Here is an 18228-nt window from a genome sequence, read left to right on the forward strand (position 1 = left end):
AGAGCGAATGAAGTATCGATTGATAGTTGTGGCTGCAGGAATGGCTTTGGCTGTAAGCGCTGTAGAGCGGGAAGTGGTGCTGAAGCCGTATGACGGACCGAGTAAGGACGGTATCGATTCAAGCACGCTGACCGGAAAGGTTATTACGGGGTATCAGGGATGGTTCAATTGTCCGGGGGATGGATCCGGCCTGGGATGGGTTCATTGGGCCGCAGATAAATTCGAGCCCGGAGGTCACATCACGGTCGATGGCTGGCCGGATGTTTCTGAATATGACGACGATGAGCTTTACGACACCGGCTTTAAATATGAAGACGGTACGGTGGCGAAGGTCTTCAGCTCCCATAACCGGAAAACGGTGATGCGTCATGTGCAGTGGATGGCGGACTACGGAATCGATGGAACCTTTCTTCAACGTTTCTCCTGTGAGCTTCCGGATAAAAAGCTGTTCTATCACCGGAATAAAGTACTTTCCAGTGTCCGGGAAGGAGCCAACCGGTATGGGGTGACCTATGCGGTGATGTATGATCTGAGCGGTACGCCGGATGATCAACTGGTTTCCCGTGTGTTCGGCGATTGGCGCATGCTTCGTGAAAAAATGAAAATTACGAAAGATCCGGCTTATCAGCACCATAACGGCAAGCCGCTCGTTGCGGTCTGGGGTATCGGCTTTAACGGTCAGATCAAAAAACGACCCGATTTTGATGAATGCAAAAAGCTGATCAAAAAACTGAAGGACGATGGCTGCAGCATAATGATTGGCACGGCCACCGGTTGGCGGGCGCAGGATCGGGATGCCTCGCAGCGTGAAGATCTGCATGAACTGCTTTTAATGGCAGATGTGATCAGCCCCTGGAGTGTTGGCCGTTTCGGAACGATGGATGGGGCCCGGGAGCATGCAGATACCTACTGGAGCAAAGATATTGCCTGGTCACGGGAGCACGATATCGACTACATGCCGGTCGCATTTCCGGGCTTCAGTTGGTACAATCTCCGTCAAGGTAAAGCGCCACTGGCTCATATCCCGCGCCAGCAGGGACAGTTTTTCTGGAAGCAGATTGTGGAAAATAAAAAGGCCGGTGCTGATATGATCTATCTGGCAATGTTTGACGAGGTGGATGAATCCACATCGATCTTTAAACAGTCGGATAATCCGCCCATGGGCAATGGAGGAACCTTCCTCACCATGGAAGGGGTGCCAAGCGATTTTTACCTTCGTATTGCCGGTAAGGCAGGCGAACTGTTTAGAGATGAGATTCCGGTGACGGATGAAGTGCCGGTGAAGCTGGATCAGGGTAACTAAGGAGAATACAATGAAACTTTCAAGACGACAGATGACCAAAGCCGGACTGCTGGGCTCCGCGTTCACATTTATCCCGGGCTGCACAACAAGTAAGTCGGTTAAGTATGTCGGAGCCAACGAAAAGGTGAATCTGGCCTTTATCGGGATCGGCGGGCGTGGCGACAGCCTCAGTCAATCATTCGGTCAGATTGAAGCGGTAAACATGGTTGCGCTGTGTGATGTGGATATGGGCAGTGAATGGACCGCCAAGACCGAAGCCGCATTCCCCAACGCGCGCAAGTTTAAAGATTTTCGCGTGATGTTCGACACGATGGAAAAGGACATCGATGCCGTTGTGGTCTGCACGCCGGACCATTCCCATTTCCCGATCACCATGGCGTCCATGGCGCTGGGAAAACATGTCTATTGTGAAAAACCGCTGGCACGTACCTTTAATGAAATTGAACTGATGATGGGCGCGGCGGATCGTTATGGCGTCGCCACCCAGATGGGCAATTACGGTCACTCGGGTGCAAACTATTTTCAGTTCAAGGCCTGGAAAGAAGCGGGAATCATCAAGGATGTGACCCATGTGGATGCCTATATGAACAAATGGCGTCGCTGGCATCCGTACGGCAATGTGAAGGGCTTTCCTACCGGCGAAAAGAAACCCGCAACGATGAATTGGGATGTCTGGCTGGGTACCGCGCAGTATCATGAATATAGTAAAGATCTGCACTACGGGAACTGGCGTGGCTGGTATGATTTCGGAACCGGCTGTTTCGGTGACTGGGGCGCGCACATGCTGGATACCATTCAACGGTTCCTTGAACTGGGCCTGCCGGAAAAGGTGACGGCCAAAACCCTCGAAGGCCAGAACGACTTTATTTATCCCATGGCATCCACGATCAACTTTGCTTTCCCCGCGCGCGGTGATATGCCGGCAATGGATATCGATTGGTATGATGGACAGGAAAACCTTCCGCCGTTACCGAAGGAGTGGGGCGGTAAGGAACTGGATAAGAATACGCCCGGAAAATTTATATATTCCAAGGATCATGTTTTTTATGGAACCGCCCATGAAAATCCGCTGCAGATTATCCCGTACGAACAGATGCGGGAACTGCTGAAGGCTGGAAAGCTGCCGCGCGACTTCGGTAAAAATTCAGACCACTTCGATAACTTTATTCTGGCCTGTAAAGGACAGGAAGAAACGCGTACACCCTTTGCGGTTTCCGGATTGTTGTCCCAGTTGCTGTCACTCGGTTGCATCACGCAGCGTTTGGGCGGTGAGCTGGAGTTCGATCGTAAGACGAAAAAATTCACCAACAGCAAGCGCGCCAACGAGCTGCTGGTGGATGCACCGCCGCGAAAAGGATGGGAGCAGTACTACAAACTATAGGCCGCATCCCGATGAAAATCACACGCAGGAATTTTTCAATAGTCACGGTGGCAGGGTGGGCGGGGACGTTCCTGCCTGCCCGGGCTCTGGAATTGGAGCTTAGCAGAGGCCGGATTATTGCCCCATGGCGCGCAACGACGGCGATCGTTAAACAGGGAAAATCTTTTGAGGTCTGGTTCGATGCCGTCAACGGCCAAAGTGTTGAGTCCATTGAACTGCGTAGTGATTTTCTGAGCCTTCCTGTGAAGCATCGCACAACCCAAGGTAAATGGGTGTATGACGAAATTTCAGGCAACACCTATAACACCCAAATCGATGTGCAGGTTCCGGAGAATGTTCCGGCTGATCGATATGCACTGCATATCAAGACGTCCGTTGGAGAAGTGGTTTCCGGCGGTGCCGTTAAGGTGATTCGTGAATTCCGGAATGAATATTATGTGCTGCAGTTTTCCGATGTCCACCGTTGGCAGGGCGGATACGATGGAAAGCACATCATGCGGAAGGTTTCCGAGATTCTTAAGATTTCCAATATCATCGATCCGGAGATCGTATTTGAAACCGGCGATAATATGTACAACGTGATCAAACATCCGGAACGGGAGCATGCCTATTATTACGGTTTTCCACTGGATGGAATTCTCGGGATGAACCATGCCGCCGGAGCAACCTTCCTGGTGCCCGGAAACCATGATTCACCGAGCAACAGTTTCACAAAGGATAAAAACGTTCTGGAGACGGCCCGGTTTTACAATCGTTACTATGGACTGGGCACCTATAACTTTGCCTATGGAAACGGGCGCTATTGTGTGTTCAATAATGCCTGGGGCGTGGATGCTGTGGATGTTGATGGGCAGAGTAAACGAGCTTTCCAATGGTTGGAAAAAGCAGGGCCGGGCAACTTTGTACTCGGTGCCGCCCATATCCGCGGCGGGGAGTTTGAACGCTTTGACCGGATCACCCATGTTGATGTCGGCATCTGCGGGCATAACCATCATCTGGCGCCGGAAAATCCCCATCCGGTGAACGGAACGTCAAAGCTCTTCGTGGCCAACTCTGTCCGGGAACCGGAGCATTTTGAGTTCAACCTGTTCCGGGTGAACAACCAGACCGGCGAGTGTTTCCCGGTCTCTGGAAATAACGGACGCTGCAACGTGCTACAGGTCAGCTCCAGAGAAATCATTGCAGATTCCAATCAATGGAAAAGTAATCTGGAACTGGTCTACGAGGCAAAGAATGACGGCAAGGCGGAAAGCAACGTGGCCACGATCCTCAACCATTATGCGTTTCCGATAACGGACGCGAAAGTTCGGTTTGTGATGCCGAAGGGACGGAAATATAATGTATTCGGAGGCAAAGTTGAGCAGGCCTTCGATGGTCACGACTATCACATCGTGGATGTGAAACTCGATGTTCCTGAGGATAGTATAAAGACTGTCGCTATAGAGTCCGTGTAATCTACTCTGATACTATTTACATACTGCCATCTTAACGCTCAATAATATGCGATGGCCGCTGCCGGCCTTCTAGTGGTTGGAAGGCACCCTTCGTGATGAATCCCGTCATATGAGCTTCGGCATCATTGGAGGTGCTGAGATGCCGGTCTTTCTGATTAAAGCTTAGGTTGAAGGCTCTCAGGGTGCCCTTGGATAATTTGAGGCCGTCGCCATGTCGGTTGGCGTGCAGGTTCTGGAGGGTGAGGGTGCCGTTGCCTACATCGGCCAGGATGTCGGGGTTGCCCCAAACCATGGTGTTGATCAGGGTGGCCTTTTCCAACACGCTGACCAACCGGCTGCTGGATGTTCCGATACGGCTTGATTATTCGGTGGACGGGAGCGGTATTGTTTCCTGGATGCCTCGACCAGCTCGTCCGATCCCGAAGCCATTGCGGTGGTCGACGGCTGGGACGGTGCCACGGCGTTGTTCACCAATCCGGTGGTGTTCAATTCAACCTTCAGCCTAACCCTCGATGCCATAACCGAAACAGGCGGCGGGCGGGTGGCGCTGGCCGAAACCGCAACCGGCGGGCTGGGCATCCAGGGGCAGAATTCGAGCCGCATCGATGGCGGCGGACTCGCCACGCCCAATGTGGAAACGCTGCGCATCGCCACCTCGACGGGCGCGGCCAGGATCGGTTTCAAGGGCGTCGGCTGGAACAACTCCGCCAACGGCGTGCAGATGACCGCCTCGCTCAGGAACCACGCCGCGACGAATGCGGTCGGCGGGATTTCCGGCGAATGGTTGCTCGAAGGTTTCACCGCCGCATCGGGCGAGACGCTGGCGCTTTCGACCGCTTCCGCGCAAGGCTTTGCCCTGACCGGATTTTCGTTCGAGCTGGTGGTTCCGGAAGTGCAGCCGCGCACCAATGCGTTGCCCAACATTGTCGTGATCCTGGCCGACGACCTCGGCTATTCGGACATCAGCCACAATCCCTATTCCGCGCCGGAGGTTTCGACGCCGAACATCGACAACCTGATTAGCAACGGCGTCTGGTTTTCCGATGCCTATGCCTCCGGCAACATCTGTGCACCTTCGCGCACGGGCTTCCTTTCGGGTTGCTACCAGCACCGCATCGGCGTCCACCACGAGGGCGACGTTAACGCGTCGAGCTTCAGCGCAACCTTCCCGTATTTCCCGCAGCACCTGAAGCAGCAGTTCGACGGGGTGGAGGACTACGCCACGCAGTTCGTCGGCAAGTGGCACCAGGGGCGCGACCGCACCGCGACCGTGAGCGTTGATGGCAACAACAACGGCAGTTTTACGGAAGATGAATTCGACTATGGTTTAGCGGAAGAAGCGACCTTGAAATACAATCCGCTCAAGCGCGGGTTCGACCAAGTCTATGGCTTTGTCGATCTCGGTGGTTCCAGTTATTGGAACTATGGACGCGGTTTCTTCGATCAGCTCTACCGCCACGAATTTGAGGCGCCGATCGATGGCATCGACGATGGCGATGCGCTCGAAACCTACATGACCACGCGCTTCACCGAGGAGGCCTGCGGCTTCATCGAAACGCAGGCCGCCGCGGACAAGCCGTTCTTCGTCTACCTCTCCTACAACGCGGTGCACACGCCGATGGAGGCGCCATCCACTCCGGCGGGTTTGAGCGAAGGCGATCCCGGTTGGTTCCCCGATGCGGAATACTACAACACCAACTTCCCGAACATGGGGCAGACGCCGTCCTACGTCTACGACAACATGTCCGATGCCGATAAGCAGGCCAACCGCGCCATCCTCATGGCCATGCTCTACCACATGGATCAGGGCATCGGACAGGTGGTCGACTGCCTAACGACCAATGGGGTGCTGGACACTACCATCGTCGTCTTTTGGTCGGACAACGGGAGCTCGCAAGCCAGCGTGGCCGCAAACGATCCGCTCCGCGAGCGCAAGCACTTCAACTATGAAGGCGGCGTGCGGGTGCCCATGACCATCAGCTGGCCGGACGGCCTCGGCGCCTACCACGGAACCACGGTCGATGAGCCCGTCATGAGCATCGACATCCTGCCGACCGCACTGGATGCTGCGGAGATAGAGCCGATAAACGGTTTCAGTGCTCTTGATGGTAAGAGTCTGCTTCCGCTCATTCGCGGGGAAGTGGATGCCGTTCATGATTCTCTGTGCTGGAGCGAGGGGGTCGATACCGGCGAATACTCGATTCGTCAGGGGGACTGGAAGCTCTATATCGATCAGGATGTCTACGAGTTGTATCACCTGCGTGATGATGTTGGAGAATCCAATGATCTTTCCCTGGTTCATCCGGAGCGTGTTCGTTCCATGCGCCAGAAGCTCTATGCCTGGATGGATGCAATGACCACCGCCGCCGGGGACGACATCGACGAGCGCCTGTGGAGCACCACGTCCACGCCCGACGGATCGTCTCCGGTTGAACTGCAGGGATTCTCGGTTGCCGACGGAAACTTCGAAGTCGAGTTCGACGAAAAAGTGGGCTGGATATCCGGTGGCGCTGTGGTCGAAACGACCGACTCACTCACCAACGGCTGGACCACCGTCCCGGCGGAGTTGGTCGAGCAGATCGACCGCTTCCTCGATCAAGGCACTTACCGTGCAACCGTCCCGGCCGAGGATCCGCAGCGCTTCATGCGCATCCGGGCGGAGTAGTCCCCGGACGGGCATGCGGCCAACCAGCCGCCGAAAGCGACTCCGCGCGCACCGGGCAATCCGGCGAGCGCTTGCCGGGGTAGGAAAGGGCAAAGCGGGACTATGGTGCTACTATATCGGAGTATAGTCCTTGCGGATTATTGACATCCATGAGACCATACTCAAACTAATTGGGAAAGGCTGTAGGGGTGTGCCGGGTTTCGCCAGGCATGGCAAAGAGAACAGTAACATAACTCAGGAGGGTAGCATGGAAGCAAGATCCGGCAGGGGAATCCGCACATTGGCCGTTTTGGCCGCACTCGGCTTGATGGCCGCAGCAATTCCGTCCAACGCGCAGGTCGTTGCGCATTGGTCGTTCGATTCGGATCTCTTGACGGACGTGTCGGGGAACGGGTTGGATACCAGCTCCACGAACGCTCCGGCGCACGACACGGTCGACATGGTGTTCGGCGCAGGCTCGGCGGATTTTGACCGCGACAACCAGGAATACCTGGAGTTGGTCAGCGGCATTGATCTGGCGAACAAGAGCTTCACCATCAGTACATGGGTCAAGCGCGAGTCGTTGTATGGAAACCAGTTTATGTATTCGGCTGGTTCCCCGGTGGATGGAGGGGCAAATGCCCAAAAGTTCCTGCACGTAAGCTTTAATAACCAGAACAACATCAATGTGGACTACTACTATGATGGCTGGGCATCTTCAGCCAATCTTACCGACACCAACGGGTGGCACCATTATGTGTTGACCTATGATGCCGCGTCGCAGGAGCAGGCCGTTTGGCTGGATGGCTCCCAGGCCGATACGGATACGACGGTGGGATTGGCTTCGGATGGTGTTTTCTACATTGGTAAGCGCAATGACCTGAACAACAACCTGAACGGGAAGTTGGACGAGCTGTGGGTGTTCGACGAAGCGCTCAACGCGGTTCAGATCGACGGCTTGTATGCATCGAACCATTTCACCGTCGGCACGCAGAGTCCGTATGCAACCTATAGTCTGCCTGGCCGCGTGGGCGCGGAGCTCTACGACAACGGTGGGCAGAACACCGCCTATTATGATTCGGATGCGGTGAACTCCGGCTCGGCCGGGTTCCGCGCCGGCGAAGCCGTGGACATCGGCACCGGCGATGGCGGCAGCAATGTGGTTACCGACGTCGTGGATGGCGAGTGGATCGAATTCACGACCGCCTCGATCGGTTCGGGGCTGGATACCATCGCCCTGCGGGTGGCCTGCACCAATGCGGCGGCATCGGTCGATGTGATGGTGGATGGCGTCTTCCTTGGAAACATCCGCCTGCCGGACACCGGTGGCATGGGCGTTTGGGAAACGGTTGCCCGTTCGATGCTCGATATCCCGGCTGGATCGGGGCAAGTGGTCCGCCTCAAGTTCAATGGCGGCGGATTCGAACTCAACTGGTTCGAGGCCTATGCCGAAGTCCAGAGCCCGTACGCGACCTATTCGCTACCCGGCCTTGTCCAGGCAGAGGATTACGACACGGGCGGCGCCGTTACGGCCTACCGCGACACGACCGCCGGTAACAGCGGGGATTCCACCTACCGTTCCGACGATGTCGATTTGAGCGTGGGCGACAGCGGTGTGGTGGTTAGCAGTATCGAGGACGGCGAGTGGCTGGAATTCACGATGGATAGCATTGCCGCTTCCATGAACTCCCTCTCCGTGCGCGTGGCCTCCGTGAACAGCAACGCGGCGGTGGCCGTATATGCCGATTGGGAATATATCGGAACACTGGAAATCCCGGATACGGGTTCGCTCTCCACGTGGCAGACCATTTCCGGAGCGGAAGCCTTCGAATTTCCGGCGGGTTCCGGCATCCAGATACGCCTGGAGTTCATTGGCGGCGGATTCAATGTCAACTGGTTCGAGATCTCCGCTTCTCGCGCGGCCTACGCGGTGCATTCCGTTCCCGGCACCATCGAGTTCGAGCATTATGACTATGGTGGGGAAGGCGAAGCCTATCACGATACGACCGTCGTTCATCACGGAGATGCCGGTTTCCGCACCACCGAGGCCGTTGATATTGTGAACGGAGGAACCGGAATGGCGGTGGGTTATACCGCTGCTGGCGAATGGCTTGAATTCACGGTTCCCTACATTCCCGTAGGAATGAATATTATCGAGCTGGGGCTCTCCGCCCAAAATGCGGGAAAGAACGTCACGGTAAGTATCGACGGGACGGATCTGGGCACGGCCACCGCCGTTAATCAATCATATAATTCCTACCACGCGGTTCTGCTGAAGGGGCTGGATATCCCCTCCGGATCGAACAAGGTGGTGCGCATGACGTTCGACAACGGCGGCATGAACGGCGACTACTTCAAGATCTACGCCGCGAGCGTGCCGTTTGTAACGAACTACCTGCCCGGACGCGTCGAGTTCGAGGACTACGACCTCGGTGGCGAAGGCGTTGGTTTCCACGACAAGGATCCGGATGTCAATAAAGGGAACAAGAAGGATTACCGAGCGGATGATGGCGCGGATATCCATGCCCCGGCGGAAGGCATTACCATGGAATACAACGATCTCATCGATCCCAACGAGTGGGCGGTGTACACCATCACAGAGGTGGCCGAAGGCGTGGATACCATGGAATTCCGGGTGGCGGCTCCGCAGGCCAACAAGAATTTCAGCGTCTATGCGGATGGTGCATTCGTGTGCCAGGTGGATGTGCCCCGTACGTATGGTTGGCAGATCTATACCAACGTGGTGGTTGAGGATATTGTGATTCCCGCTGGTTCCAATGTGGCCATTAAGATTGTGAAGAACACCGGGGGGTACAACCTCAACTGGTTCGAGGCCACGGGCGGCGAAGGCCCTCCGTCCTACGCAACCTGGGCCGACTCCTTCATGCCGGACGTGATCGGTACCGAAACCAACGACTACGACAGCGATGGGTTCGACAACCTCTACGAATATGGACTGAACGGCGACCCGACAATCGACGACGGCGGTGGAACCGCTCCGGTCTTCACCTTTAACGGAACAGGATTCGACTATATCCACCTGTTGCGCAACGACGACTCCAACCTGGTCTACAAGGTGCAGACCCGCCAGAGTTTGACCATCGGCAAGTGGCTCGATACCGGGTTCACGATTGTCGGAACCAACCTGACGGGCACTGCGTATGACGAGGTGACCAACACGGTGGATGCCGTGGTGAATGAAAAATTCATCCGACTTGAGATTGAAAGCAATTAACGTGAACTGAAGATGGGGCGGCGGGCTTGGTTCCCGCCGCTTTCTTTTTCAAGAGGGGTCAGCAATGAAAAGGTTCGGGGCATGTATAGGGGCGGTGGGCCTGGTTGCCATGGCGGCCTGGGCGCTGGATGCCGACAACGACAAACTGTCCGATAAGGAGGAAGTGTGCCGCTATCTGACCAACCCCGCCATCGCCGACACCGATTCCGATGGGATGGTCGACAGCGATGAGGTGACCGCCGGAACCGATCCGCTCGATCCGGCTTCCCTCCTTGCGTTCTATTCCATCAAAACCGTCGCACTTCCGGGCGGCGAGACCGCCGTTGAACTCATGTTTGAATCCAAGGCCGACCGGCGCTACACCATCTACCACTCGCCCGACCTGGTGAACAGCAACTGGGTGCCCGTGTTGGCCGACATTGCAGGAACGGGCGAAATGCTTTCCGTCGTCCGCGAGCTCTCCGGCGCGGAGTTGTCCGGCAGCTATCTACTCGCCACCTTTTCCGGCAACAGCGGCTACCTGACCCGCGAGGTGTGGGAGGGCCTTCCCGGCAACGCCGTGGCCGACCTCACCAGTTCTTCGAACTATCCCTTTTTCCCGGATCGGACCGAAACCCTATCATCGTTCAATGCACCGTCGAACGATGGCGACAACTATGGGCAGTGCATTTCCGGCTATATCCTTCCACCCGTCAGCGGAAATTATTCCTTTTTCATTACGGCCGATGAAAACGCCGAGCTGTGGTTGAGCCCCAACGCCGACCCCGCATTTAAAGCGCTCTCCACATCCGCATATCTTGAAGCGGGCGAGCCCTGCTATGTCGAGGTGTTGCATAAGGAGGGGAGCGGTGCCGACCATCTCTCCGTCGAATGGGAAACCGCCGGCCTTTCGCGCCGCCTGATCGACTCCGCCTATATCCGCCACGTCATCCCGTTGCCGCCATCGGTCGCGAACGATACCTATTCGGTGAACGAGGATGAAACGTTGGTGGTTGCCCCATACGGCGTGCTGCGCAACGACTCCGATCCCGACAACGACACGCTAGAAGCCATTCTTCAAACAGGAACCATGCACGGTTCCCTCGCGCTGGATCGCGAAGGCGGATTCGCCTATGTGCCCGATCCCGATTTCAATGGAACCGACTCCTTCACCTACACCGCGTTCGACGGCATCTATTCCAGCTCCAACTCCGCCACCGTCACGCTGACCGTCCATGCCGTCGCCGATTCGACGCTCACCGCCGTCAACGATTTCCACGCCCGTACGGTCGGAAGCAAATGCGTCGTCACCGCCCCCGGCGTGCTGGGCAACGATATCGACCCCGATGGCATCGGCATCCAGGCCGAACTGGTCTCCAATGTGGGCCACGGAACGCTTTCGCTCAATGCCGACGGATCATTCACCTACACCCCCGACGCGGAGTTCGATGGGATTGACTCGTTCACCTACCGCGCCAGGAACGGCGCGATGGAAAGCGCCCCGGCAACCGTTACGCTCGACATGGGCGTGCTTGAGGTGTCGGACACCTCCTCAACCGTTGTTCTCCGCGCGAGCGACCCCGGCATGGAGATCGTCCCGGATATCGGCAGCGCCCTGTGGTATGAAAACCGCAACGGCTATGAAAACCTCGGCAGCTGGAACAAGGGCACTCCGATCGATGTCTACGAAGGGCCACAGTGGACGGGCGTCTACACCCCGGCGGGCATCTACAAGGCGGAGGCGCTCATCTCGTGCGCCTCGGGGCAGGGCGGAACCTACCGGTTGGTGGTTGATGGCGTACCGCTACCCGAGCTGGCCATCAGCACAACCGGGGGCTGGGACGACTACGTGACCCAACCGCTGGTCGCCATTGTCACCCTCAGCGAGGGTCTGCACACGTTCAAGGTCGAGCCGGTTACCTTCAACGCCACCTATCTGTGCAACTTCATCAGTTGCATGCTCTCGGAACTCAGCCAGATTGGGCTGACGGCCGAGCAGGCCACGCTGCCGCCCAGCGGAATCCAACTGGAAGACCAGTATGCTCCCCCCAACCTCGGCTACTGGAATAGCGTCGATGCCATGCCACTTTGGGATACGTCCAATGCAGCGATCAATGTCTACTTCCCCGCGCGGCTCTACGACTGTTATGTCGAGGTGGCGTCGCCTTCTTCGACCAAGCCCTTCCGGTTGATCCTCGACGGAGTCCCGCAACCGGAACATACCTTGACGGCGACCGGCAGCTGGCACGACGACTATGAATTCCAACTGCTGGCCACCAATCTTTGGCTCGATGGAACCCACACCTTCGAGGTCGATCCAACGGCTGCGTCGGGCGTCGGGTTCAACCTGCGGCAGTGCGTCTTGGTACCCGCCGGCGAAATTCCAATCTCTGGAACGCTGCAGGACGAAATCGATCAAGCCGACTTCGTTTCCGGCACCTACGCCCTCGAAGGCGAAGCCACCAGCGAAGCTTGGCAAAACGCGATGTCGCGAGCATATGCGAGTAGCATCGACGACACCGCCACGCTTGGCGAAAAAATGTGGACGGCCTTTCCGTTGCTCTCCGACTGGTTCATGCAGGATAACCCAGTCTATGCCGGGTTTGGCGTCAACGCCGGCTACGACGCGCGCGGCGACTTGGAGGCCTATATCGATCCGGCGCGCGACAGCACGCTGGAGAAAGGGCTGGTTGCATCGGTTTGCGCCGAATTGGGGCGCGTGCCCGATCCGGCCATGGATTGGCCGGCGGGCGACCCGCGCTGGCTGCGGCATTGGCTCGAGCTCTGCAAGGAGCGCCGCCTGCGCCGCCTTGAATCGCTGCGGGCACAGACCGACAAGCTGGTATACTCGACGCGCATGCACACCGAGGGCATCTATCTCGCCACCGAAACCTCCTCGTGCAACGCGGGCTCCGAACTGCGCGAGATTGATCTGACGCAACAACCGTTGGTGGACTCGCTGTTGTTCGATTCCAACGACGGCATTGTGCGCGATCCCGAGGTCTCGTTCGATGCCACCAAAATGCTCTTCGCCTGGCGCAAGGAGCGCAACGGCTACAGCACCATCGGCAGCATCGCAAAAGAAGACGGCCATTTTAAAATCCATGAAATGAACCTGGCCGACCGCTCCATCCGGCAACTGACCTTTGACGAAAACGACCCAACCCATACGGGCACGTATGGCGCCGACTTCGAACCGTGCTACCTGCCCAACGGCAACATTCTCTTTTCCTCCGCGCGCATCGTGCAGGAAGTCACCTGCGGCTGGGGCGACTGCTCCAACCTGTTCATTATGGACAAGGACGGCAACTTTGCGCGGCGCGTCGGCTTCGACCAAACCCAGACCGCCTTCCAGCACCTGCTCGAAGACGGCCGCGTGGTCTTCACCCGGCGCGACTACAACGACCGCGGCCAAACCTATGCCCACGCACTCTTCGTCATGAATCCCGACGGTACCCAGCAAACCGAATACTACGGCAACAACACCTTCGAACCCACCTCCCTCCAGCACACCCGCCCGATCCCCGGAACCGGCATGACCCTCTCCATCGCCGGTGGCTACCACACCACCCAGGGCGGCAAGCTGGTGCGCATCGACCTCCGCGAGGGCCGCCAGGACTACACCGGACTCGAATTCTTCAACTGGGACCACACCCAAAAGAACCGATACGGCGACAAGTATGGCCGCGAGGGCGAGCAGTTCAGCGATCCCTATCCCATCACCAAGAGTGCCTTCCTCGTGAGCTACTCCCCGTTTGGCGGCTACCTTTCCAGCGCCAACGGCAACGTGAACGAGGCGGATGAAAAGTCGGCATACATGCGCTACAAGCTCTATTTCATGACGTGGGACGGCAAACGCGAACTACTCGCCGCGCACCCCGGCCTCTCCTGCCTGCAGGCCGTTCCGATCATGGAACGCACCCTGCCGCCGCAACGCATCTCGACCGTGAACCATGCGAAGACCAATGCCAGCATGTATGTCGAGAATGTCTATTTCGGCGAAGCCGCCGGGGGCATCGAACCGGGGTCGATCGACCGTATCCGCGTGAGCGAAATCTACTACAAGCCCATCACCATCGGTGCGTCGCGCTGGGGGCCGCCGGGCGACGAGATCGGCTCCGGCAAGGCCTACGCATCGGTCGGCCAGCACTCCGTGTTGCCCACGGGCGTGGGCACGGCATCGTTCGATGCCAAGGGCATCCTTGGCGAGGCCGAGGTGCACGCCGACGGTTCGGCCATGTTCACCGTGCCCGCGCGCACGCCGATCTATTTGCAGCTGATCAACACCAACGGCATCGCCGTGCAGACCATGCGCAGTTGGGCAACGCTACAGCCCAACGAGTTCTTCGCCTGCGTCGGCTGCCACGAGGAAAACGACACCGCACCGCTCAACCATGGCATGACCGAGGCGATGCTCGCACCGCCCCAGCAGCTCTTGCCCTTCGCCGGTCGGCCGATGGACGAGTCGTTCAGCTATGCGCGGCTGGTGCAGCCGATCTGGAACACCCACTGCATGCCGTGCCACGCCCCCGGCGGTTCCGCCGCATCGTTCGACCTCTCCGACACCCTCGTCAACGACCGCCTCGACTATGGCGGCACCACCTCCACGCTGCGGCAATACTACCAGTCCTACCTGACCCTGCTCGATGCCGAGCACGACCGCGGCGACGGCACCATCGGCACCGGCATGACCAATGAATGGGTGAACTATTTCACCCGCCTCCGCACCGTCGAGATCACGCAACCCTACGAATTCGGTTCGGCCCAAAGCGGCATCATCGCCCAGATCCGTTCCGGCCACCAGGGTGTGGCGCTCTCGCAGGACGAAATCGAAATCGTCTGCGCGTGGATCGACCTCAACGTCCCGTTCATCGGCGACTACGATGAAATGACCACATGGGATGCCGCGTTGCAAACCAAGTATGACGACAAGCTCCAGAAGCGGATCGATATGGAAGCGATCGAACAAGCCAACATCGAAGCATTCATCCAAGCGGGGCAACCACAATGAAACTAATCCATACTATTTCCATGCTACGGATGAATGGCCACGAAGAAGCGCAAAAGGCACGAAGACCGAGCCGACCGGGGCGATGCGCTGAAGGCGCAACACAATTTAGCCTTGGGCAACGCCCAAGGTCTCTAGACCGCACATCCATTTTGTCCTGTAGGGACAACACAAGCGGACGATTGTGTCGCCCCTTCAGGGCGAATGGACGTGGGCATGTGGTTCACGGGGCGTTGCCCCGTGCTAAATTGTCTAGTGCCGTTGGCACATTGTTGCTTGTGGTTTGTTTAGGATTTGGGTGTTTCGGAATTGGGATTTCCCTGGCGGCGCCCGTGGCTCCGGTTGCGGTGGCGGCGGATCCGATCGAGGGTTATATTTTCATTGCCAATTCGACGGGGCGCGAGGTTTTGACCTACGACACATGGCTGGATAGCTTCGTTGAAATGGAACTTCCTTTTCCTGCGGACGTTTCCGGCATCGTACTCTCGGCCGACCGCACGAAGCTTTTTGCTACGACAACCGGGGCGGAGGGAAGCCTCTATGTGATCGATCGCTACAAAGGCGGCTTCCTGGCAACGGTTCCCGTCGGGCATTATCCCTCCGCGCCGGTGGCCAGCTCGATTGCGCCGGAGGTGTTTGTCTGCAACCAGTTCGCCAACCAGGTGACGGTGGTGAACGTGGAGTCGAACAGCGTGGTTGCCGAAATTTCGACACGCTACCAGCCGTTCTGCATGGCGCTCACGCCCGACTCGACCAAGCTGGTGGTGGGGCACTTGATTCCCGACATGCCCGCGAACGGGGCGGCAACCTTTCCGTATGTATCCATGTTCGATGCGGCAACGCGCGCGCTGCTGCACGAGTTTGCGCTGCCGGACGGTTCGTCGGGCGTGCGCGGCATCTGCGTTTCGCCGGACGGGCAGTATGCCTATGTGACGCACCTGCTCGGCCGCTACCGCCTGCCGACCACGCACATCGAGCGCGGTTGGATCTGGACGAACGCCATCACCATCCTCGACCTGCTGGGCAACACGGTGGTCAACACCGTACTGCTCGACGAGGTTGACCTGGGCGCGGGCAACCCGTGGCCGGTTGCCTGCACGCAGGACGGCGCATACCTCTGCGTCGCGACGGCCGGAAGCGAGGAGCTGATCGTGATCGACCGCATGGGCATGCACGACCTGCTCGCGATCTCCGAGCCGGAGTCGGTGCCGTACGATCTTGGCTTCCTGACCGGGCTGCGCCAGTATGTTTCGCTGCCCGGCAAGGGGGCGCGCTCGATGGTGGTGTTCGACCGCATGGCGTTCATTCCCGAATATTTTTCCGACGCGGTCGATGTGGTTCCATCCATCGGCGAGTCGGTGGGCGAGGCCTACTCCGTTGCGCTTTCCGAATATGCCTTCATCGATCCCTACCAGTTCAACTCGTTCGACCTGCCCGCCAGCAACGCGGTGCTGTTCGGCACCGGCATCCAGCTGGAAAACGGCGGCGCAAACCTGGGCTTCTGGAACAACACCAACTCCTGGCCTCAATGGACGTTCGACGTTCCGAAGGATGGAATCTATTCGTTCTACCTTTCGGCCTCCGCGCAAGGCACGGCGGGCGGCACCTTCGAGGTGCTCGTCGACGGCGAAACCTGCGCCTATCCCGATGGTGTCGTTCAAACCACCGGGTCGTGGAACGACTACCACGACTACCTCGTCGCCGAAGGCGCGGTGCTGACGCAGGGAACACACGTCGTCGAGGTGCGGCCGCTGGCCATCGACAACACCTTCCTGATGAACCTGCAGAAGCTGAGCGTCGTCTATTCCGAAGACGACCTCGAACGGGTGGGGGAGATCATCTTCAACGACGCCACCGTCTGCTACCAGCAATGGTTGAGCTGCGCAAGCTGCCACCCGGACGCGCGCGCCGACGGTCTTAACTGGGATCTGGGCAACGACGGCCTCGGCGGAAGCCCGCGCAATGTCAAGAGCATGCTGCATGCGCACTATACGCCGCCGACCACCTACACGGCCGTTCGTCCGCACGCCTATTCCTCGGTGCGTTCCGGCTTTAAATTCATCGAGTTCGTGGTGGTGCCCGAAACCTATAGCATCGCCACCGACGCCTACCTGAAGTCGCTGGAGCCTTTGCCGTCGCCCTACCTGGAAAACGGAGGCCTTTCCGTGGCCGCGCTGCGCGGCGAAACGCTGTTTTCCGCCAAATGCGCCGGTTGCCATGGCGGCGAATACTTTACCTCGTCGGCCGGTACCGGGCTGATGTGGGATGTCGGGACGGGGGGCGCAATGGATGTGCCGTCGCTGCTCGAAAGCTGGCGCACCGCGCCCTATTTCAACCACGGCGGCGCGGCCACCATGCGCGAGGTGGTTGAATATTTTGTCCAGGGTTCGTTGACGGAGCAGGAGATCGACGATCTCACCGAATATGTGCTCAGTCTAGGTTCGATGGAGGACGAATCCTCGGAATACGCCGCCTGGCAATGGGTCGCCAACGCCGCGTCGATCCTGCCCGACGACGCCGACCTCGATGGCGACGGCGTTCCGCAGATCGTGGAATATTTCCACGGCACCGATCCGTATGAAACGAACGCCGTTCCCGTGCAACGCCTCGTCAACAACAGCGGCCATCTGCGCTGGCGCTATCCACCACGCGCATCCGAGGGCGTTGAAGCCATCCTGCAATGCTCCACCAACCTGTTCCATTGGGTGGATCTGCAAACCCTGCCGTATACCCTCGACCAGGAATTTGTCATTCCCATCGAAGACGATGGCCGACAAAACTTCTACCGCGTCATCTTCCGGTAAATCACCAGTACAATCTCGGCGTCAGCGCCCCGGGCAGGGGATTGGGTGGCGGGGGTTGCCCTTCGCGCATGGCGTTGCGCGTCTGGCTGGGGGAATGGCCGAAGGTTTTGGAAAACGCTTAGGGAAATCACTTCCAACCATTGGAAAAAAATGGCGGAGCAAACCGGCCTCGGCTGGCCGATGATCCGCGAGCGCATGGAGTCTCTTTGCGGCAGGACTCTGCAACACCTCGATGGGATTGCGACTCCACTTGAAGAACTCAATCCTGAAATGGTAGCAACGGTTCGTGATACGATTAACGATCAGGTGAAACGCTGCGGGAACCGACCGCAGCCCAGAACGCGAAGGGTTTGATGAAGTCAACAAGCGCACCGCCGAGGCCTACAAGAATATGAAATAATTTCCTTCAGTCCCGTCCCC

General features: G+C 58.0%; 8 protein-coding genes. 7 read left to right on the top strand and 1 reads right to left on the bottom strand.

Features of this window, described 5'->3' with window-relative positions; genetic code table 11:
* Window positions 1-7: 7 nt before the first annotated feature.
* From E9954_RS06765 to E9954_RS06775, 3 genes are read left to right on the top strand one after another with little or no spacing between them, the layout of a single operon-like run.
* Window positions 8-1303, top strand: a complete 1296-nt coding sequence (locus E9954_RS06765) for a glycoside hydrolase family 71/99-like protein (protein WP_136078449.1) — start codon at window positions 8-10, stop codon at window positions 1301-1303.
* 10 nt (window positions 1304-1313) lie between these two features.
* A complete protein-coding gene (locus E9954_RS06770) occupies window positions 1314-2684 on the top strand; it encodes a Gfo/Idh/MocA family protein (protein WP_136078450.1) in 1371 nt (456 codons plus the stop codon).
* A gap of 11 nt (window positions 2685-2695) precedes the next feature.
* The gene (locus E9954_RS06775; RefSeq protein ID WP_168442040.1) at window positions 2696-4138 is read left to right on the top strand and encodes a metallophosphoesterase; all 1443 of its coding nucleotides are present in this window, start codon (window positions 2696-2698) and stop codon (window positions 4136-4138) included.
* A 31-nt stretch (window positions 4139-4169) separates the two neighbouring features.
* Here the strand turns inward: E9954_RS06775 and E9954_RS06780 are convergent, their stop codons facing one another.
* A complete protein-coding gene (locus E9954_RS06780; RefSeq protein WP_168442041.1) occupies window positions 4170-4457 on the bottom strand; it encodes a hypothetical protein in 288 nt (95 codons plus the stop codon).
* A gap of 114 nt (window positions 4458-4571) precedes the next feature.
* Between E9954_RS06780 and E9954_RS06785 the strand changes: the two genes are divergently transcribed.
* The 4 genes from E9954_RS06785 (at window position 4572) to E9954_RS06800 (ending at window position 17808) form a co-directional block, all read left to right on the top strand.
* Window positions 4572-6803 carry a sulfatase family protein gene (locus E9954_RS06785; RefSeq protein ID WP_136078453.1) on the top strand — a complete coding sequence of 744 codons (2232 nt, stop codon included), beginning with the start codon at window positions 4572-4574 and terminating at the stop codon, window positions 6801-6803.
* A 247-nt stretch (window positions 6804-7050) separates the two neighbouring features.
* Window positions 7051-10017 (top strand): carbohydrate-binding domain-containing protein, encoded by a 2967-nt coding sequence (locus E9954_RS06790; RefSeq protein WP_136078454.1) that lies wholly within the window; start codon window positions 7051-7053, stop codon window positions 10015-10017.
* Window positions 10018-10081: 64 nt separating this feature from the next.
* Window positions 10082-15007 (top strand): Ig-like domain-containing protein, encoded by a 4926-nt coding sequence (locus E9954_RS06795; RefSeq protein ID WP_136078455.1) that lies wholly within the window; start codon window positions 10082-10084, stop codon window positions 15005-15007.
* Between the two features lie 329 nt (window positions 15008-15336).
* Window positions 15337-17808: a carbohydrate-binding protein gene (locus E9954_RS06800; protein WP_168442042.1), complete on the top strand. Its 2472-nt coding sequence runs from the start codon at window positions 15337-15339 to the stop codon at window positions 17806-17808.
* The last annotated feature ends 420 nt before the right edge of the window (window positions 17809-18228 follow it).

It is taken from the genome of Pontiella desulfatans, assembly GCF_900890425.1.
Taxonomy (GTDB): Bacteria; Verrucomicrobiota; Kiritimatiellia; order Kiritimatiellales; family Pontiellaceae; genus Pontiella; species Pontiella desulfatans.